This window comes from Herbaspirillum sp. ST 5-3 (assembly GCF_004804275.1).
Taxonomy (GTDB): domain Bacteria; phylum Pseudomonadota; class Gammaproteobacteria; order Burkholderiales; family Burkholderiaceae_D; genus Noviherbaspirillum.
The window spans coordinates 32,517-51,057 of sequence record NZ_STGI01000001.1 but is presented as its reverse complement, the minus strand read 5'-3'; the positions used below and the strand labels follow the sequence as shown (position 1 = coordinate 51,057).

The following is an 18,541-nucleotide window of genomic DNA, read 5'->3' as shown; positions in this document are numbered from 1 at the left end:
CTCGCTTGGATGCCTGATTAAGTTCAGGCAAAATGCCCGTTGTGTGGCCTTGGTCGCGCGACGGGCTTTTTCTTTGGAGATCACATAGTGCTGAATAGCATTCTTACTTTGATTGTCGATAGTATTGCCGGCGTGCTGGGCGGTGTGCTGTTGTTGCGATTCTGGATGCAGGTGGTGCGGGTGCGACCTCCGTTGGCACTCGGCCAGTTCATCTTTCAGTTGACGGACTGGCTGGTGCGCCCATTGCGTCGCGTGTTGCCGGGCGTTGGTGGATATGATTGGGCCAGCCTGATTGGGGCATGCCTGGTCATTATTCTCGCGGTAGCAATCGACCTGGTGTTGTTCTCGCGCTTTTCTCCGCAGTTTCTTGTCCTGCTGTCGCTTCTGCGCTTTGTCGAATGGGTGTTTTACGGCTTCATGGGCCTCATCATCGTTGAAGCGATTTTTAGCTGGGTGAATCCGCATGCGCCGTTGGCGCCATTCATCGGCGCGCTCAACGAACCCTTGTTGCGGCCGCTGCGCAGAGTAATCCCGCTGGCCGGCAGTATCGATTTGTCGCCGCTGGTGGCGCTGGTGCTGTTGCGCATCGGCTTGATGCTGGTAACCACCATGCTGGGTTCTCTCGCATGAGCAAGGACTGGTGTTGCGCTGTCGCGAAGGGCGTGCGGATTACGGTGCAAATCACCCCGAATGCGAAGAAAAGCGAAGTGATTGGTGTGCTTGACGATGCCTTGAAGATTCGCCTGCAAGCGCAGCCGATCGAAGGCAAGGCTAATGAAGCACTGATCCGTTACCTCGCCGATACCCTGGATGTGCCGAAGAGTGCGATCTCCATCACGCACGGTCAGACAAGCAAGCGCAAGATCATCGAGATTTCGAATCCGAAAGTGGCGGTGGATGATGTGCGGCGCACTCTCTCGCCGGTCGACGGATAAGCCCGCCGCTAGTGCGTAATGCGGGTGATGCCACGGTTGGTCGTGACCTTCACGGTATCGCCAACCCGGAAGCTTTCATCCGGGGCGACTTGATAGGTGCGGATCGCTCCGTCTGCGAAGCGCAGCGTCAATTCAATGCTGGAACGGCTGGCATTGCTTTGTTCCATATGTTGACCGGCCAGACTTCCGCCGACCGCCCCGGCAACGGTCGCCACCGCATTTCCGTTGCCGCCGCCAATGGCGTTGCCGGTCACGCCTCCGAGTATGGCGCCGACGAACGATCCCAGACCCGTGCTGTGCCCGTCGTGAACCGTAATATCGCGTACGTTCATGACCTCTGCTGTTTGCACCACGGTCGTTCCTTCGGTCGACAGCTTGTCTGATTGCGGCCGCTCAGATGCGCAGCCGACCAGTAGCGTTGCCGCCATCAATGCAGAAATCGGAGCGCCAGCGCGCATAACATCCTCCACGGAAAAGGATCGTTGCCGCAACACGGCGTCGGGTATTCTCAAAAACGATAGCCGAATGCCTTATGGAAGCGCTCTTCGATTTCTTCGCGGGAAGGGTGATGGTTTTGCCCACCCTCATGCGCGATCTTGATTGCGCCCATCAAACTTGCGAGCCGGCCGGTCGTGGTCCAGTCCATGCCATGCGTCAAACCATAAAGCAAGCCAGCGCGGAACGCATCACCGCATCCGGTGGGATCAACCACTTTGTCGGCCGTCACGCAGGGAATGTCGATTTGCTTTCCGTCGGTATAGATCTCCGCGCCTTGCTCGCCGCGCGTCACGATCAATGCCGATACGCGCTTGCCGATTTGCTCCAGCGGCAGCTTGGTTCGCTCGGTCAGCAATTCGGCTTCATAATCATTGACAGCTACATAGGTTGCCAGTTCAATAAAGTGCTCCAGCTCCGGGCCACTGAACATCGGCAGTCCCTGGCCTGGGTCGAATATGAAGGGAATATTCAGGTCGACGCAGTCGATCGCATGCTGCAGCATCCCGTCCCGGCCGTCCGGAGCGACAATTGCCAGTTTTACGGGGCCTGCATCGGTAACCTTGTTGTGATGCGAGAGCGCCATTGCCCCGGGGTGGAATGCCGTGATCTGGTTGCTGTTGGCGTCGGTGGTGATGAAGGCTTGCGCGGTGTACGAACTTTCAATGGTGCGCACGCAGCGTCGCGAGATCTGCAGGCGATCGAGGCGATCCAGGTAAGGACCGCCGTCCATGCCAATCGTCGCCATGATGAGTGGATCGCCCTCCAGCAATTTCAGGTTGTACGCGATGTTTCCCGCGCAGCCGCCAAACTCGCGCCGGATTTCAGGCACCAGGAAGGCGACGTTGATCTTGTGCAGCTGGTCGGCGAGAAGTGCTTCGGAAAAGCGACCGCCGAACAGCATGATGGTGTCGAAAGCGAGCGAACCGCAGATGAGGGATGTCATGGATGGCTGCCAGATAGATAAAGAAGGAATTGTAAGGGGAGTCTGGGTGAACGAAGCAGAACGCTGCCTTCCAGCGCGTCAAGGATAAAACAGATACAAGCGGTAGCCTGACGGTTTCAGTTGCGATACTTCAAAAAACAGTTTGATCGGCTGTTCCGATTTGGGAGCGAAGCCCTTTTGCCCATCCTGAATAGCCGACAGGTAGTCGCGCGGCACAAATATGCGGCGCGCAATGGGTTTGTCGTTGCTGTCGTTGAGCGTCAGCTCGATATTCGGCCAGGCTTGCGCGGTCGCTCCATGATTTCGGAGCAGAGCAGTCAGGGTAAAGATATTGCTATCGGTGCTGATGGTCTGCAATTCGCTGGATTCAATCGAGACATATTCGATTTGCGCCGGTAAGCCGACCCGGCAACCGATGTAAGCGCATGCTTCCGCCAGAACCGGTTTTGTCTGCGGAAACCAGGCTGCGATCCGGTCGCGGAATACATAAGCGCTTTGGGCGAGCAATCCGATCAGCAATAGCACCGAACCGCCCGACATGACCACCCGCAGCAGGCGGCCGATGCGCTGCTTGCGTCGACCCTGTTTGACGAAGCTTGGCTCTTCGTATTCGGCGGTATCAGCGGCGTCCAGTTCGTCGGTTTCGACTGATTCGGATTCCGCTTTGTTGCGCCAAGGTTTGCTCTGGAGGTCGTCGATTGCGCGCTCCACCGCGTCCGGTTCGTCCCGGGCAGCCGGCTTGCTGCTTTCATCCCTGATCGGACGCACCTGCTCGTGGGTGAAATCCATCAGCGTCATGCGCAGCAAGGGATCCTGTGGCGTCGTATTACCGCCCTCGGCCGCTTGCGTGCCCTGTTCCTCCGATACGGCGGGCTCTGCCGGCATCTCGTCCGGTGCTTGGGCTGATTCTTCGGGCGAAGGTGCTTCCTTTTCCGCCTCCGGCGCCGGCAGGTTTGCAGTGGAAGCCTCGCTCGGCGGTAGCGCCTGCGGTGCGGGCTCGGATTGTGACCCTTGGAGTGCCGGCGTGGGTATCTGCGCGCTCGGCGGCTCAAGATCATCGGGCCGCAGCAGGTTCTCGATACCGTTGAAGATCTGTTTGCAGGCACCGCAGCGCACCAGTCCGGCGCGCAGCTTCAGTTGATCATGCGCGACCCGAAATGTCGTATGGCAATGCGGACATTGGGTTGCGAGTGCCATTGTGGTTTACGCGGTGCCGTCGGATTGGCCGGACAAGGCTACCCAGCCTTCATGTTCCGCCCACACCGACATCTTCATGAATGGCGCGTACGCGGCTGCCACCTCGTCGGCCTGGCGGGCCAGAATTCCGGACAGCACCAGTTTGCCTCCGGCGGCGACGCGCGAGGTAAGCATCGGTGCCATCAGCTTCAGCGGGCTCGAAAGGATATTGGCGACCACGATATCAAAGCGTTGCGGATGGGAAGAGGTGGCAAATTCTTCGGGCAGATAATAGTCGATTTCGCAGTGATTGCGTTCGCTGTTGTAGCGGGCGGACTCGATCGCCTGAGGATCGATATCGACACCGATGACCTGCGCTGCACCGAGTTTTTTCGCGACCATCGCGAGGATGCCCGAACCACAACCATAGTCGAGCACCGTCAGTCCCTGTGGCGCATGCGCCTCCAGCCATTCCATGCACAGCCGGGTCGTCGGATGGCTGCCGGTGCCGAAGGCGAGACCCGGGTCCAGTTCAAGAACCAGGCCGTTCGGGTCCGGCGCGTCATGCCAGCTCGGCACGACCCAGATGTTCTTGCCGATATGGATCGGCTCGAACTGCGATTGCGTCAGGCGCACCCAGTCCTGCTCTGCGACCGGCCGCAATGAATAGTTTGGCGTTGCAATGCCGCACGCGGCAGCAGCTTGGGAGACGATGGACGCGTGATCCGCATCTTCGTCCGCAAGCGCCACGACGCGACTGCGCTCCCAGGCGGCCTCCGCGGGTTCCATCCCGGGCTCGCCGAACAGCGGGCGTTCGGCTTCGGTGCCTTCGTCCGCGTCTTCTACCGACACCGATAGTGCGCCCGCATCCATTAATGCATCGGACAGGGCTTCGGCCTGGTCGCGCGCGACTTCGATGACGATTTCGGTCCAGCTCATGGGAATACCTTGTTTACTTGGCTGTCTTGCCGGTTGCCTTTTGCAAGTCCGGCTTGTCTGCCAGCTTTTGTTCCAGATAATGGATATTCGTGCCGCCTTCGATGAAACGCGCGTCGACCATCAACTCGCGATGCAAGGCGATGTTGGTCTGAATGCCTTCGACCACCATTTCCGACAGCGCAATCTGCATCCGGCGGATGGCCTGGTCGCGCGTGGCACCATAGGAGATCACCTTGCCCACCATCGAATCATAGGTCGGCGGCACGAAATATCCTGCATAGGCGTGGGAATCGACACGAATGCCGGGGCCGCCCGGCGCATGCCACGCGATGATCCTTCCCGGGGACGGAGTGAACTTGAACGGATCTTCCGCATTGATGCGGCATTCGATCGCGTGTCCGGAAAGTTCGATGTCTCGCTGGCGGAAGCGCAGCTTTTCGCCGGCCGCGACACGGATCTGTTCCTGCACCAAGTCGACGCCGGTGATCATTTCGGTCACCGGATGCTCCACCTGGATACGCGTATTCATTTCGATGAAATAGAATTCGCCGTTTTCGTACAGGAATTCAAACGTGCCGGCGCCGCGGTAACCGATCTTGCGGCAAGCTTCCGCGCAGCGGTCGCCAATGCGCTCGATCAACTTGCGTGGAATGCCCGGCGCCGGTGCTTCTTCGATCACTTTCTGGTGGCGGCGCTGCATGGAGCAGTCGCGCTCGCCCAGCCAGACCGCGTTCTTGAACTCGTCGGCGAGCACCTGGATTTCCACGTGGCGCGGATTTTCCAGGTACTTCTCCATATAGACTTCCGGATTGCCGAATGCCGAGCCGGCTTCCGTTTTGGTCATGGTGACCGCGTTCAGCAGAGCCGCCTCGGTGTGCACGACGCGCATGCCGCGCCCGCCACCGCCGCCGGCTGCCTTGATAATGACCGGGTAGCCGATCTTGCGTGCGATGCGAATGACTTCCTTTGGGTCTTCCGGCAACGCGCCTTCGGAACCGGGCACGCAGGGCACGCCGGCCTTGATCATTGCCTGCTTGGCGGAAACCTTGTCGCCCATCAGGCGAATCGATTCCGGACGCGGTCCGATGAACACGAAGCCGGATTTCTCGACGCGCTCGGCGAAGTCAGCGTTCTCGGAGAGGAAGCCATAGCCAGGATGAATCGCCTCCGCGTCGGTCACTTCCGCCGCGCTGATAATGGCGGGCATGTTGAGGTAGCTTTGTGACGATGGGGCTGGGCCGATGCAGACCGACTCGTCAGCCAGCTTGACGTACTTTGCTTCGCGGTCGGCTTCCGAGTGCACGACCACGGTTTTGATGCCCATTTCGCGGCAGGCGCGCTGGACACGCAGCGCGATTTCACCACGATTGGCAATGAGAATTTTTTCGAACATAGTGGAAGGAGTGATTCGTTAAGGGGCAGCGTTACCGGAAGTGCGCGGCACACTGGATAGCGGCCGAACGCGCAGCGCTTAACCGATCACGAACAACGGTTGGCCGAATTCCACCGGCTGGCCGTTTTCCACCAGGATTTGCTTGATCACGCCGGATGCGTCGGCGTCGATCTCATTGAGCAGTTTCATTGCTTCGATGATGCACAGCGTATCACCTTCCTTGACGGTCGATCCGATCTCGACGAAGGGAGGGTTGCCGGGGGCCGAAGCGCGATAGAAGGTGCCGACCATCGGGGACTTGACGATATGGCCTTCCGGCACGGCCGGTGCTGCTGCAACCGGTGCACTGGCCGCTTGCGGCACGGAGGCGGACGGTGCCGAAACGGTTTGCGGCATCGAATGCGGCTGCATCATCACGACCTGGCTTTGCGGCGCTCCGGAGGATTTGACGATACGGACTTTGCTTTCGCCTTCAGTGACTTCAAGTTCGGCGATATCTGATTCGGCAACTAGGTCGATCAGCGTTTTGAGTTTTCGTAGATCCATATGAAATCCCTCAGATTTATGTATTTATTGCAATCGGAATTCGCCGCAATTATAAGTGGGTTCGCGGCAGAACGATAAAAATTACAACTTTTTGAGCGCGTAATCGATCGCTGCGCCATATCCTTCGACTCCCAGTCCGCAGATCACGCCGATGGCGATTCCGGACAGGTAGGAATGATGGCGAAACGCTTCGCGCTTGTGGATATTGGAGATATGTACTTCGATAAACGGAATGGCCACGCCTGCCAATGCATCGCGCAAGGCGACACTGGTATGTGTGAATCCACCCGGATTGATGATGATCGCATCCACGCCCTCGGTTTTGGCGGCTTGAATGCGGTCGATCAGAGCACCTTCATGGTTGCTCTGAAAGCAGCTCAGCGTCGCACCAGCAGCGCCTGCCTGCGCAGTCGCCGCGCGCTCGACATCGGTGAGCGTCGTTGATCCATACACCTCCGGTTCACGTGTGCCCAGCAGATTCAGGTTCGGGCCATTGACCAGAAGAAGTTTTTTTGCCATGGAGATACAACTCCGTTTGACGAGGATGCCGCATTTTGCCGCCAAATGATGCTGATTGGCAAGGGGAAAGATTTTTCGAAACAACTAGAGTGATGCGAGATCCTTTTTGAGTTCATTCATCTTCAGACGACCGAGGTAAGTCTTTTTTACTTGCCCATCGCGGCCAATCAACACCGTATAGGGCAAGCCGCCTGCCTGGTTGCCGAATTGGCGAGACAGCTCGGTACCACTAACCCCTGCTACAAAAAGAGGGTAGCGGATATGATATTTAGATGCAAATTCCGTGATATTCGTAGCGGAATCAATGCCGATCCCGAGAATCTGGATTTTTTGGGGCTCAATTTCCGACTGCAGGGCGGATAACTCCGGCATTTCGTCGACACAAGGTGTACACCATGTTGCCCAAAAGTTAACGACCAGCGCCCGGCCCTTCCATTGATCCAGCGGCTGCGGTTTCCCGCTGATGTCGGGCATGGATTGGGACAGCAAATAGTCAACTGCAGACGCGTCGACCTTGTTCGATTCGGTTTGGCGGTATCCGAAAAATACGCCGAGCAATGCAAACAGCACTGCTGCAATGCCGAATATTACAATATTCTTTTTCATGTTCCTTCTGTTTCCGCAATAAGCGTTCGAACCAGGTCCACGCCGGCACGCGCGATCTTGCCTTCGGTCGAACCCTTGACGGCACCGCGCAAGTCATCCATTTCATACAAGGCAAGATGTACGCCTTCCTTTTGCCACATGAAGCTGACGGTTTCGACGGGTTCGCCGTGTTTGAAGTGGGCGGTCTCGGACACCTCAAAATCCACATTCTTGTTAATCAGATATATTTCGACATCCTTGGGGCTTTCGGCAAAGAGCTGCAAATGGATATCAGAATGCTCCCCGGCCGTCCCGTTAAGCACGGCGCCAGTCAGATAGGGTGAAAAACGGGCCAGTTCTTCCATGAGGCGCAAGGCCAGTTTGCGAAGATGCAAGAGCCGGGCCGGCTGCGTATCGGAAAAAAAGAGCTCATTGTACGCGCGGACTTCTTCCTCGATCTGGGCGTTGTCCGGCATGATTTCGCCGCGAATTTTCGCGTTTCCGAGGACCTGCCTGGCCGCCTTGCGCTTTGCGGTCGCATAATCAGCTCCGTCTTCGGCGATCAGGCGAGCCGCCGCTGCTGCAATTTCCGCGCGCAGCATGTCTGTATTGCTTGTGTAATTACTCATGGTATCGATGATACTCCGTAAGACTGACGGACCAGACCGATATGGAAGGTCGCGGTGGTCGCGGTGTTTCGCAAAGCCGATGCTTGTTGCCGGTCGCCGATATTGTGCGGGTTCACAGACCGCGGGTCAGGTAAAATCTCGGATCGGCTGAAAAATGCCCCAGCGCTTCGTTGTTGGACTCCCTGTTCGGCATTTCAGTCAGTTTTTTATTCCATTTGAAACAGCACATGCATATCCATATTCTCGGCATCTGCGGCACCTTCATGGGTGGACTCGCAGTGCTGGCCAAGGAGGCCGGGCATAAAGTCACCGGATGCGACGCCAACGTCTATCCTCCGATGAGTACCCAGCTCCAGGCGCAAGGCATCGAACTGATCGAGGGTTTCGGCACCGACCAACTCAGTTTGCAGCCGGACCTGTACGTCATAGGCAACGTTGTCTCGCGCGGCAATCCGCTTATGGAAGAGATCCTGAACCGCGGCTTGCCTTATACCTCCGGTCCCCAATGGATCGGCGAGTATATCCTGCGCAACAAGTGGGTGCTTGCCGTTGCCGGTACGCACGGCAAGACCACCACCTCGTCCATGCTGGCCTGGATTCTGGAGGAGGCGGGCTACCATCCCGGCTTTCTTATTGGCGGCGTGCCGATGAACTTTGGTATTTCCGCGCGCCTGTCGGGCAAGGCGACGGAGTCGAATTTCTTCGTGATCGAAGCCGACGAGTACGACACCGCGTTCTTCGACAAGCGCAGCAAGTTTGTTCATTACCGTCCGAAAACCGCGATCCTGAACAACCTGGAATACGACCATGCGGACATCTTTCCCGATCTCGCAGCGATTGAAACCCAGTTCCACCACCTGGTCCGCACGGTGCCGCGCGTGGGGCGATTGATTGTCAATGGACGGGAAGAGTCCCTGCAGCGCGTGATTGCACGCGGTTGCTGGGGTGAAAACGAATGGTTTGGCGTTAGCGGTGCTGCGGGCTGGACGCTCAAGGAGCATGAAGACGGCAGCTTCGACGTACGCTTCAACGGTGAAATTCAAGGAACAGTGGACTGGTCCCTGACGGGAGAGCACAATCGTCTGAACGCACTCGCGTCAATTGCCGCCGCCCGCCATGTCGGCGTGCCGCCGGCACTGGCGATTGAGGCCTTGTCGAAGTTCGAAAACGTGAAGCGCCGCATGGAAGTGCGCGGCGTGGTGAATGACATTACCGTGTATGACGACTTCGCGCATCATCCGACCGCGATTGCAACGACGGTGGGCGGCTTGCGCAGGAAAGTGGGCAGCGCCCGCATTCTGGCGGTGCTGGAGCCGCGGTCGAACACGATGAAACTCGGGACGATGAAGGATGCCTTGCCCGGTAGCCTGGTCGACGCCGACCTGGTGTTCGGATATGGCGCCAAATCGGGCAAGGACGCGCTTGGATGGAATTTGGGGGAAGCGCTGTCGCCCCTGGGCGCGAAGGCAAGTGCTTATGATGAGTTGAATACGCTGGTGCAGGCGATCGTCAATGCGGCGCAGCCAGGTGATCATATTCTGGTGATGAGCAACGGCGGCTTCGGCGGCGTGCATCAGAAGATTCTGGACGCGCTGGCGCAATGATTCTGTATTTACACGGCTTTCGCTCGTCGCCGCTGTCGTTCAAGGCGCGTCTGCTGGCACAGCGGATGCAGGAGCTGGGGCGCGCCGATGAATTCCAATGCCCGCAGCTGCCGGCATCGCCGCGCGGCGCCATTGCGCTGGCCACGGAACTTGCGGACAAGGTCGCGCCCGAACAACTGAGCTTGATCGGATCGTCGCTCGGCGGTTATTACGCAACCTGGCTCGCAGAACGCATCGGCTGCCGCGCGGTATTGCTGAATCCCGCAGTCAAGCCGCCAAGAGAGCTGGAAAAATATGTCGGCGTGACGACCGCTTACCATACGGATGAACCGTTCGAGTTCAAGCATGAATATGTCGACGAACTGAAAGCGCTCGCGGTGGAAAGGATCACGCGTCCGGAACGATATTTCCTGGTGGCGGCAACCGGAGACGAACTGCTGGATTGGCGCGAGATGGTCGCGCATTATCCCGGAGCGAGGCAGTGCATTATCCAGGGCAGCGACCACGGCATTTCGGAATTCGGCGAATACGTCGACCAGGTGCTGGCATTCTGCGGAATCGGGCCGGGAGCGGGCGAGTGAGGCTTGATTCGATTGGGTATGCGCGCTGGTGCAACCACGTCAACGGTGTCAATCCGACGCCCGAGATGCGAAGCTGGCTTACGGATACTGTTTCGCTGACAAAGAAATTGGTGGCGCACAGCAGCCATTTTCGCGTGCGTCGTTTGCGACAGGAGCGCGGCTTGTGTCTGGCCGATGAATTCGCGCAGCTCGAATTGCCGCGGCGTGCCTGCGTGCAGGAACGGGAAGTATTGCTCCAGTGCGATGGCCGCTCCATGGTGTATGCGCATACTGTCGTGCCTTTGAGCGCGACGGCGTCGGACTGGCCGTTTTTCGGTACGCTTGGCGAGCGTTCGCTCGGTACGACGTTGTTCAGCGATCCACGCGTGCAGCGGGGCAAGCTGCAGTACGCCCGCTTGGGTGCCCGCCATCCTCTGGCACGGCGCGCACATGCGGCGATTGGCCGCGAGGAATGCGCTTCGCTCTTGTTTGCGCGTCGCTGCCTCTACCGCCGCAAGAACGGCGTGCTGCTCGTGACGGAGCTATTCTTGCCTGCGATCGCCGAACTCGCATCGCAACGCACATAAACGCGATAACACCGCGCCCTTAACGACTTAACTCGCTGAAAAGCAAAAGCAAGCAATGAATTTATTTTTCGAGGAATCAGGCGACTTCAAAGCCGGTAGTGTCTTGCAACAGCAAGGCGAGGCGTATCAGGTCGAGATGCAAACCGGCAAGCGCACCAAGGTCAAGGCGCGCGATGTGCTTCTGCAGTTTGCTTCTCCCGAGCCCGCGCAATTACTGAACGAAGCGCAAGCGATCGCCGATGACATCGATCTGGACTTCCTGTGGGAAGTGGCGGGCGAGGAAGAATTCTGTTTCGCCGACTTGGGCACGGAGTATTTCGGCCATGCACCCAAGCCGCAGGAAGCTGCCGGGCTGCTTCTGCGATTGCATAACGCGCCGATCTATTTCTACAAAAAGGGGAAAGGCCGCTACAAGGCCGCGCCCGAGGCTTCGCTGAAAGCCGCACTGGCAGGCATCGAAAAGAAGAAGCAGCAGGCCGCGGTGCAGGCGCAGTACGTCGAGGAATTGAAATCGCGTCATCTGCCGGAGGCGTTCAAACCGATCGCACTGCAGCTCCTGTTCAAGCCCGACAAGAACAGCATCGAATACAAGGCGCTGGATGCGGCATGCTCCGAATTGCAGACCACACCGCAACGGCTGATGCTGGAGGTGGGCGGGATCGGAACGCCGAAGCAATTGCACCTGGCAAAATTTCTTTACGAATATTTTCCGAAGGGGACCGGCTTTCCGACGATCGCCATTCCGAGTGTTTCCTCCTTGCCGCTTGCTGATGTGCAGGCATTCTCCATCGATGATGTGACCACGACTGAAATCGACGACGCGTTCTCGGTTGTACGTACGATCGACGGCAAGGTACGGGTCGGTATTCATATTGCGGCACCGGCGCTCGGCATCAAACGCGACGATGTGATTGACGCAATTGCGCGCCAGCGCCTCTCCACGGTCTATATGCCGGGCGACAAGATCACCATGCTGCCGGACGAACTGGTTGAATCGTTTACCCTCGCCGAGGGCAAGACCTGCCCGGCATTGTCGCTCTACGCGACACTGGATCCGGCAGACTGGACAGTGCTGTCGACGGAAACCCGGGCGGAAGCGGTGCCGATCGCGGCCAACTTGCGTCACAACGATCTGGATGAAATCGTCACTGAAGAAAACCTGGCCGCCGATGCGGGTGAATATCCGCACAAGGCGGACATCGCGCTGCTGTGGCAGTGGGCGCAAGTACTCGAAAAAGCTCGCATGGCCAAGCGCGAAAGTTTCGGCCTGAAACCGGAGCAGACCAACCGCGTCGATTTCAATTTCTATGTCGAGGATGACGTCGTGACCATCGTGCGTCGCAAGCGCGGCGCACCGCTCGACAAGATCGTGGCCGAATTGATGATCTTTGCCAACAGCACCTGGGGCAAGCTGATGCATGACCATGGCGTGCCCGGCATTTATCGCAGCCAGGGCGGTGGCGGAGGTGGCTGGGCGGCCAAGATGCAGGTGCGCATGGTCACGCACGCCGCGCCGCACCAGGGCTTGGGCGTGGACCAGTATGCGTGGAGTACTTCGCCATTGCGACGCTATACCGACCTGGTCAATCAATGGCAGATCCTGGCATGCGCCGAGCATGGTGTCACCGCGCCGCTGGTGGCGCCATTCAAGCCGAGGGACGCCGATCTGTTTGCCATTGTGTCTGCATTTGATGCAGCCTACTCGGCATATGCCGATTTTCAGAACAACATGGAACGCTACTGGTGCCTGCGCTGGCTGGCGCAGGAGAATGCGAAGCATGTCGATGCGGTCGTGTTGAAGGACGAGGTCCTGCGCCTGGTTGATATCCCGCTAATCATTCGATTGCCCGGCATGCCGCAAGCGCCGCGCGGCACGCAAGTCAGGCTGGACATGATCCGCTGGGATGAAATTGACCTGACCGTGGAAGCAAGGCTGATCGAAATGACAACCGAACGCACGGCGGAAATCGATGCCGCAGTGGTGGAAGATGAAGAAATCGCCATTAGTGAGACAGAGGCAGATGCGGAATCCGTGCAGGAGTGAAAAGTTCGCTTAATGGCGTCGGGCTTTATCGTAAAATTCAAAGCTTCTGCAATTGCTGGATTGTTTGGGCGTGATGCTACTTTCTGAAAACCGCACGTTGTCCATCGCTGTCGCAGCGTCGGTATTAGTGCATGGTGCGCTGCTGGCGGTGCGATTCGCGGCACCTGACGCCTTTCAATTCAAGCCGATGGATCCTGGTCTGGAAGTCATTCTTGTCAATGCCAAGCATGACAAGAAACCGATCAAGGCCGAGGCGCTGGCGCAAGCCAATCTCGATGGCGGCGGGAATGCCGACGCAGGCCGTTCGAAGTCGCCCTTGCCGGACATGCGCAAGACCGAGAACGGCGAGGGCTTGCAAGCCATTCAACGTCGCATCGAAGAGCTGGAAAAGCAGCAGCGCATGCTGGCGCATCTGAACAGGAAATCGCCATTCGCAACGACGAAGGATCCCGTCAAGCCAAGGGAATCGCGGTCGAAACAGGACGCCGTCGATGCAACTGACAGCGACAGCGCGATCGCGCGGCGCGAGGCGGAAATTTCCAGGCGCATCGAGGATGAAAACAAGCGACCGAAAAAAACCTTCATTTCGCCCAGCACGCGGGAAGTCGGCTACGCCATGTATTTCGATAGCGTGCGCCAGCGTATCGAAAAGTTCGGCACCTTGAATTTCCCGCAAAAAGACGGCAAGAAGCTCTACGGCGAACTGACGATGTCGATCTCAATTTTCCAGGACGGGAAGATCTATACCAAAGACCGGGACGAAGGCATTACCGTGGAGCGCTCCTCCGGCAATCCCGCGCTCGATGAAGCGGCGCGACGCATCGTACGCCGCGCAGCGCCGTTCGGCGCCTTCGCAAAGAACATGCGGTCTGCCGACAAGGATGACGTCTGGGTGATGACGACACGTTTCAAATTCACACGCGACGATGCGCTCGAGGCACAACTGCAAGGGGGAATCAATTGATTGGCGTACCGGATCGCTACACCGTAATCGGCAACCCGATTGCGCACAGCAAATCGCCGGAGATCCACGCGCGTTTCGCAGTGCAGACCGGACAGCAATTGACCTATGAGCGCGTACTCGCACCGCTCGATGGCTTCGCGCGGACGGTCCGGGAATTGATTCGGCAAGGCGTGAAGGGGACGAATGTTACCCTGCCGTTCAAGCTGGAGGCGTATGCGCTGGCCGATTCGCTCACCGAACGAGCGAAGGCGGCAGGTGCTGTCAACACCTTGTCCTTCGAGGGCGGAATGATCGGCGGCGATAACACGGACGGCGCAGGACTGGTTCGGGATATCGTCGTCAATGCTGGCGTGAGCATCAAGGGCAAGAGCGTTCTTCTGCTTGGCGCCGGCGGCGCTGCACGCGGTGTGTTGTTGCCGATTTTGAACGAGCATCCAGTCGAGATCGTGATCGCCAACCGCACCGTGGAGAAGGCCGCCGAGCTCGCCGCGCAGTTTGCGAACCGCGGACCGGTGACTTCCAGCAGTTTCGAAGCGCTGCAGCGGCGATTCGATATAGTCATCAACGCCACGTCCGCGAGCCTTGCGGACGATGTGCCGCCGATTGCGCCGGTGGTCTTCGGCGGCAATGCATTTGCCTACGACATGATGTACGGGAAGGCACCGACTGTTTTCATGCGCTTCGCGGAGCAGCACGGTGCACGCGTGCGCGATGGTCTGGGCATGCTGGTCGAGCAGGCAGCGGAGTCCTTCTTCGTCTGGCGCGGCGTGCGCCCGGATACCGCGCCTGTATACGCGGACCTGCGCGCCAAGCTGTAAGCGCATGAAGACCCTGCGCAAGTTGCTTCTATGGCTTGTGTTTGCCCCGATCGCCATCGTGCTCGCGATGCAGCTCTATTTCGCCCTACAGATCTGGTGGTGGGTCGACCACAATCCGACCTCGACCAGCTTCATGGACCGGCAGCTTTCACTGCTGCGCGAGAGAGATCCGAACGCCCGCTTGAAGCACAAGTGGGTTCCCTACGACCGCATTTCGAATAATCTCAAGCGCGCCATCATCGCCTCCGAAGATTCGCATTTCTCGGAACACGAAGGTGTTGACTGGGAGGCCATGCAAAAGGCGTACGAGAAGAATACGAAGAAAGGCAAAGTAGTCGCCGGCGGATCCACCATCACCCAGCAGCTTGCCAAGAACCTGTTTCTGTCGGGCGAGCGCAGCTATTTGCGCAAGGGGCAGGAAGTCGTGATTACCTACATGCTCGAATACATGATGGACAAGGAGCGGATCTTCGAAATCTATCTCAATGTGGTCGAGTGGGGCGTGGGCGTATTCGGAGCGGAAGCGGCGGCGCAGCATTATTACGGCGTATCGGCGGCAAACCTGACCGCCGCACAGGCAGCACGGCTGGCCGTGATGTTGCCAAAACCTCGCTTTTACGACAAGAATCGTGGATCATCCTATCTGGCGCGCCGCACCGATTTGATCCTGCGGCGCATGGGAGCGGCCGAACTGCCTTGAAAAGAAAGGGAGCGCACATGCAGATGAAGTATCAGCGGGGTGAGTTGAGCTTGTTTTGGGCAGCAGTATTCGTCGGAGTCGTTGCACTTGCCGCGATGGTAGCCCTGATGTCGGCGCGTCATGAGCGCAATTATTTCGCGGACGCGTGGAAGCGCGCTACGAAAACCGAAGCCGGTCAGGCCCTGCAGCAAACCCAGAAGGTGGTCGAAAAGGCAGCCAAGCCAGAGGCGGCGGCGATCCGCAAGTGCATGGTGGACGGCAAGCCTGTCTATTCCAACGTGGAGTGCGATACCAAGAACCCGTCCAGCCGCAAGGTCGAACTGCACGATACGAGCGGCATCGACGCGCCGAAGCTTCCAGCACCGGCCGCTTCGCAAACGGACTCCCCGCAGAACATGCAAGAAAAGATGATTGAAAAGGCGACCCGCTAGACCTGATTCTGACGCCTCGTTTATGTGCAGGAATTTCTCGCCGGTGCCAAGCGTGACCCTTGCCTGCTGCCATCGATATCAGTACACTTGCGCTGTTTTCGTTTCTGGAGACCCGTCTTGGGTAGTCCTAGTACACATTGTCTGCCGTCAGCCGACGGCCAAACGGCGAGATAGCGCTTTCTTCGCACGCTTCCCAAAGCGCCTCTCGCCAATAACTGGTGGGTGGGCGCGTCCTGGCCAACTTCGCGGCCGCGTTCCCTGTAATTCAATCTACCTGCGGGTACCCGCCGCAGGTTGGCTGCGCCGTTACAAGACAGGCGCGGCCGGGAGAACACATGATTAATGTATTCGTCTTGCAGAATGGACGACTGAACCAGGTCAATATTGAGACCAGGAACGACCTGGAGAATGTCGCGCCGGTCTGGGTCGACCTCACCGATCCGAACGACGATGAGCGCGCGTGGGTGAAAAGCATTTACGGCGTCACTCTGCCGGGCGAAGACGAAGTCAAGGACATCGAAGCATCCGCCCGTTACTACGAAGCGGAAAACGGTGACTTGCATCTGCGCACCGACTTCCTGCTCGAGGAAGATGCCGGTCCTTCGCGCGTGGTCACGGTGGCATTCATCCTTGCCAGGAATATGCTGTTCTCGGTGCATACCGACGATTTGCCGGTGTTCAGGCTGGTACGCATGCGGGCGCGTTCGCGCCCCGGTTCGATCGTCGACTACAAGGATGTGTTGCTCGATTTGTATGCAACCGACGCCGAGTATTCGGCGGATGCCCTCGAAGGCATTTACCAGAACCTGGAAGACGTCAGTCGCAGTGTGCTGCAAAAAGAGCTCACCGACCAGGACGCTGCTGCGGCGCTGAATGCGATTGCGCAGGAAGAAGACTTGAACGGCCGCATCCGTCGCAACATGATGGATACGCGGCGCGCGGTGAGTTTCCTGATGCGAGGCCGTCTGCTGAATGGTGAACAATTCGAAGAAGCCCGCCAGATTCTGCGCGATATCGAATCGCTGGACGGACACACCGCCTTCCTGTTCGACAAGATCAACTTCCTGATGGATGCGACCGTCGGTTTCATCAACATCAACCAGAACAAGATCATCAAGATCTTCTCGGTGGCCTCCGTTGCGTTCCTGCCGCCGACACTGATCGCCAGCATTTACGGGATGAACTTCGAGATCCTGCCGGAACTGAAGTGGACCTTGGGGTATCCATTTTCGATCGGATTGATGGTGATTAGCGCCGTGGCGCCATTCTGGTATTTCCGCCGTCGCGGCTGGCTCAAGTGATCCTGCTCTTCCGGGCGCAAAGCGCGCCCGGAAGCCTTGCTACATCGTCACAAACATGGCGACCACTGCGACCAGCATGATTGCGACGCCGATCCACCCGATCAGGGTATGCCGGCGTGACAGCGTGAATCTTCCCATTACACGTGACTCGTGCGCCAGCAGCATCATGACGATCATGATCGGTACCGCGATCACGCCATTGATCAGCGCTGCCCAGAACAGTTCCTTGATCGGATCGGCGGGCGTGAAATTGAGCAGCATGCCTCCCACCGTCGCAAGCGAAATGATTGCGTAAAACTCGCGCGCCTCCAGAATTTTCAGGTCCAGTCCATTCGGCCAGCGAAAGCTCTCCGTCACCGCATAGGCCGCCGACCCGGCGAGCACCGGAACTGCCAGCATGCCCGTTCCGATAATGCCGAGCGCAAACAGTGCGAACGCAAATTCGCCTGCCACAGGCCGCAATGCCTCGGCCGCCTCTGCCGAAGTCTGGATATTGGTAACACCATGCGCCGCAAGTGTCGCGGCCGTCGTCAGGATGATGCAGAACGCCACCAGGTTCGAGAAACCCATTCCGATGAATGTATCGATCTTGATCCGCTTCATGTGTGCGGAATAGTCTTCGGTTTCCGTATAGGCGGTCTTGTTCGCGGAACCAGAGCGCAATTCTTCCACTTCCTGCGATGCCTGCCAGAAGAACAGGTAGGGGCTGATCGTGGTGCCGAATATGGCGACAATCAGCGTGATCGAGTCGTTATTCCATTCAAAACGCGGCAGCAAGGTGCGGACCACCACGTCACTCCAATGCACATGGATTGCGAACATGGTTGCCACGTAAGCCAGCAGGCCCAAGGTCAGCCATTTCAGATACTTTACGTACTTGCGGTACGGCAGGAATATCTGCAGGGACAGGCACAGAAATCCGAATCCGAGTGAATAGATGTGCGCTGAACCGGTCCCGGCCATCAACCGCGCGGCTTCACCCATGGCGGCAACGTCGGCGGCAATATTGATGATGTTTGCAACCAGCAGCAAAAGTACGATGCCATACACCAGCCAGGACGGGTAGACGCGCCGAATATTGGCCGCAAGCCCTTTGCCGGTGACGCAACCGATCCTCGCCGACACCATCTGAATGCCAACCATGAACGGATACGTCAGCACGACCGTCCACAACATGTTGAAGCCGAATTGGGCGCCGGCCTGCGAATAGGTGGCAATGCCGGACGGATCGTCGTCCGCCGCACCGGTGATCAAACCGGGACCAAGGGCTTTGAAAGTGCCGCTTTTCTTGAAACGGAAATAGAGTTTTCTGACCATGCTGGCCTCCGCAAAACATCAGCGGCCAGCCAGTGGATGCGCCGCGATTATG

21 protein-coding genes are annotated in these 18,541 nt (G+C 58.1%); 11 read left to right on the top strand and 10 right to left on the bottom strand.

Annotated elements, in window-relative coordinates:
- Nucleotides 1-87: 87 nt before the first annotated feature.
- Nucleotides 88-630, top strand: a complete 543-nt coding sequence (locus tag E6W33_RS00245) for a YggT family protein (RefSeq protein ID WP_136413163.1) — start codon at nucleotides 88-90, stop codon at nucleotides 628-630.
- A complete protein-coding gene (locus E6W33_RS00240) occupies nucleotides 627-935 on the top strand; it encodes a DUF167 domain-containing protein (RefSeq protein WP_136413162.1) in 309 nt (102 codons plus the stop codon). Before E6W33_RS00245 ends, E6W33_RS00240 begins: the two co-directional genes overlap by 4 nt.
- 8 nt (nucleotides 936-943) lie before the next feature.
- Here the strand turns inward: E6W33_RS00240 and E6W33_RS00235 are convergent, their stop codons facing one another.
- The 9 genes from E6W33_RS00235 to E6W33_RS00195 form a co-directional block, all read right to left on the bottom strand.
- Nucleotides 944-1,393 (bottom strand): glycine zipper 2TM domain-containing protein, encoded by a 450-nt coding sequence (locus E6W33_RS00235; RefSeq protein ID WP_136413161.1) that lies wholly within the window; start codon nucleotides 1,391-1,393, stop codon nucleotides 944-946.
- Between the two features lie 50 nt (nucleotides 1,394-1,443).
- Nucleotides 1,444-2,376 carry a carbohydrate kinase family protein gene (locus E6W33_RS00230; protein ID WP_136413160.1) on the bottom strand — a complete coding sequence of 311 codons (933 nt, stop codon included), beginning with the start codon at nucleotides 2,374-2,376 and terminating at the stop codon, nucleotides 1,444-1,446.
- A 78-nt stretch (nucleotides 2,377-2,454) separates the two neighbouring features.
- On the bottom strand, nucleotides 2,455-3,573 hold the full coding sequence (locus tag E6W33_RS00225) for a DUF3426 domain-containing protein (protein WP_136413159.1): 1,119 nt from the start codon (nucleotides 3,571-3,573) through the stop codon (nucleotides 2,455-2,457).
- 6 nt (nucleotides 3,574-3,579) lie between these two features.
- The gene (gene prmA / locus E6W33_RS00220) at nucleotides 3,580-4,491 is read right to left on the bottom strand and encodes a 50S ribosomal protein L11 methyltransferase (RefSeq protein WP_136413158.1); all 912 of its coding nucleotides are present in this window, start codon (nucleotides 4,489-4,491) and stop codon (nucleotides 3,580-3,582) included.
- Between the two features lie 13 nt (nucleotides 4,492-4,504).
- A complete protein-coding gene (gene accC, locus E6W33_RS00215) occupies nucleotides 4,505-5,884 on the bottom strand; it encodes an acetyl-CoA carboxylase biotin carboxylase subunit (RefSeq protein ID WP_136413157.1) in 1,380 nt (459 codons plus the stop codon).
- A 78-nt stretch (nucleotides 5,885-5,962) separates the two neighbouring features.
- Nucleotides 5,963-6,430, bottom strand: a complete 468-nt coding sequence (gene accB / locus E6W33_RS00210) for an acetyl-CoA carboxylase biotin carboxyl carrier protein (RefSeq protein WP_136413156.1) — start codon at nucleotides 6,428-6,430, stop codon at nucleotides 5,963-5,965.
- Between the two features lie 81 nt (nucleotides 6,431-6,511).
- Complete coding sequence (gene aroQ / locus E6W33_RS00205; RefSeq protein ID WP_136413155.1) at nucleotides 6,512-6,949, bottom strand: type II 3-dehydroquinate dehydratase; 438 nt, start codon at nucleotides 6,947-6,949, stop codon at nucleotides 6,512-6,514.
- An 84-nt stretch (nucleotides 6,950-7,033) separates the two neighbouring features.
- Nucleotides 7,034-7,555, bottom strand: coding sequence for a TlpA disulfide reductase family protein (locus tag E6W33_RS00200; protein WP_136413154.1), 522 nt, complete (start codon nucleotides 7,553-7,555; stop codon nucleotides 7,034-7,036).
- Entirely contained in the window at nucleotides 7,552-8,163 is a 612-nt protein-coding gene (locus E6W33_RS00195) for a hypothetical protein (protein ID WP_136413153.1), read from the bottom strand. Before E6W33_RS00195 ends, E6W33_RS00200 begins: the two co-directional genes overlap by 4 nt.
- 227 nt (nucleotides 8,164-8,390) lie before the next feature.
- Here E6W33_RS00195 and mpl point away from each other — a divergent pair, with 227 nt between their 5' ends.
- The 9 genes from mpl (at nucleotide 8,391) to corA (ending at nucleotide 17,172) form a co-directional block, all read left to right on the top strand.
- The gene (gene mpl / locus E6W33_RS00190) at nucleotides 8,391-9,767 is read left to right on the top strand and encodes a UDP-N-acetylmuramate:L-alanyl-gamma-D-glutamyl-meso-diaminopimelate ligase (protein WP_136413152.1); all 1,377 of its coding nucleotides are present in this window, start codon (nucleotides 8,391-8,393) and stop codon (nucleotides 9,765-9,767) included.
- Nucleotides 9,764-10,348 carry a YqiA/YcfP family alpha/beta fold hydrolase gene (locus tag E6W33_RS00185; protein WP_136413151.1) on the top strand — a complete coding sequence of 195 codons (585 nt, stop codon included), beginning with the start codon at nucleotides 9,764-9,766 and terminating at the stop codon, nucleotides 10,346-10,348. The genes mpl and E6W33_RS00185 overlap by 4 nt, the downstream gene beginning before the upstream one ends.
- Entirely contained in the window at nucleotides 10,345-10,914 is a 570-nt protein-coding gene (locus E6W33_RS00180) for a chorismate lyase (RefSeq protein WP_247869471.1), read from the top strand. The genes E6W33_RS00185 and E6W33_RS00180 overlap by 4 nt, the downstream gene beginning before the upstream one ends.
- 55 nt (nucleotides 10,915-10,969) lie before the next feature.
- Nucleotides 10,970-12,958: an RNB domain-containing ribonuclease gene (locus E6W33_RS00175; protein ID WP_136413150.1), complete on the top strand. Its 1,989-nt coding sequence runs from the start codon at nucleotides 10,970-10,972 to the stop codon at nucleotides 12,956-12,958.
- A 73-nt stretch (nucleotides 12,959-13,031) separates the two neighbouring features.
- Entirely contained in the window at nucleotides 13,032-13,922 is an 891-nt protein-coding gene (locus E6W33_RS00170; RefSeq protein WP_136414309.1) for a TonB C-terminal domain-containing protein, read from the top strand.
- Complete coding sequence (aroE, locus tag E6W33_RS00165) at nucleotides 13,919-14,740, top strand: shikimate dehydrogenase (RefSeq protein ID WP_136413149.1); 822 nt, start codon at nucleotides 13,919-13,921, stop codon at nucleotides 14,738-14,740. Before E6W33_RS00170 ends, aroE begins: the two co-directional genes overlap by 4 nt.
- A gap of 4 nt (nucleotides 14,741-14,744) precedes the next feature.
- Complete coding sequence (gene mtgA / locus E6W33_RS00160) at nucleotides 14,745-15,440, top strand: monofunctional biosynthetic peptidoglycan transglycosylase (RefSeq protein ID WP_136413148.1); 696 nt, start codon at nucleotides 14,745-14,747, stop codon at nucleotides 15,438-15,440.
- A 17-nt stretch (nucleotides 15,441-15,457) separates the two neighbouring features.
- Nucleotides 15,458-15,871 (top strand): hypothetical protein, encoded by a 414-nt coding sequence (locus E6W33_RS00155; RefSeq protein ID WP_136413147.1) that lies wholly within the window; start codon nucleotides 15,458-15,460, stop codon nucleotides 15,869-15,871.
- A gap of 335 nt (nucleotides 15,872-16,206) precedes the next feature.
- Nucleotides 16,207-17,172 (top strand): magnesium/cobalt transporter CorA, encoded by a 966-nt coding sequence (gene corA, locus E6W33_RS00150; RefSeq protein WP_136413146.1) that lies wholly within the window; start codon nucleotides 16,207-16,209, stop codon nucleotides 17,170-17,172.
- A gap of 39 nt (nucleotides 17,173-17,211) precedes the next feature.
- Here the strand turns inward: corA and E6W33_RS00145 are convergent, their stop codons facing one another.
- On the bottom strand, nucleotides 17,212-18,489 hold the full coding sequence (locus E6W33_RS00145) for a divalent metal cation transporter (protein ID WP_136413145.1): 1,278 nt from the start codon (nucleotides 18,487-18,489) through the stop codon (nucleotides 17,212-17,214).
- Nucleotides 18,490-18,541: the final 52 nt, after the last annotated feature.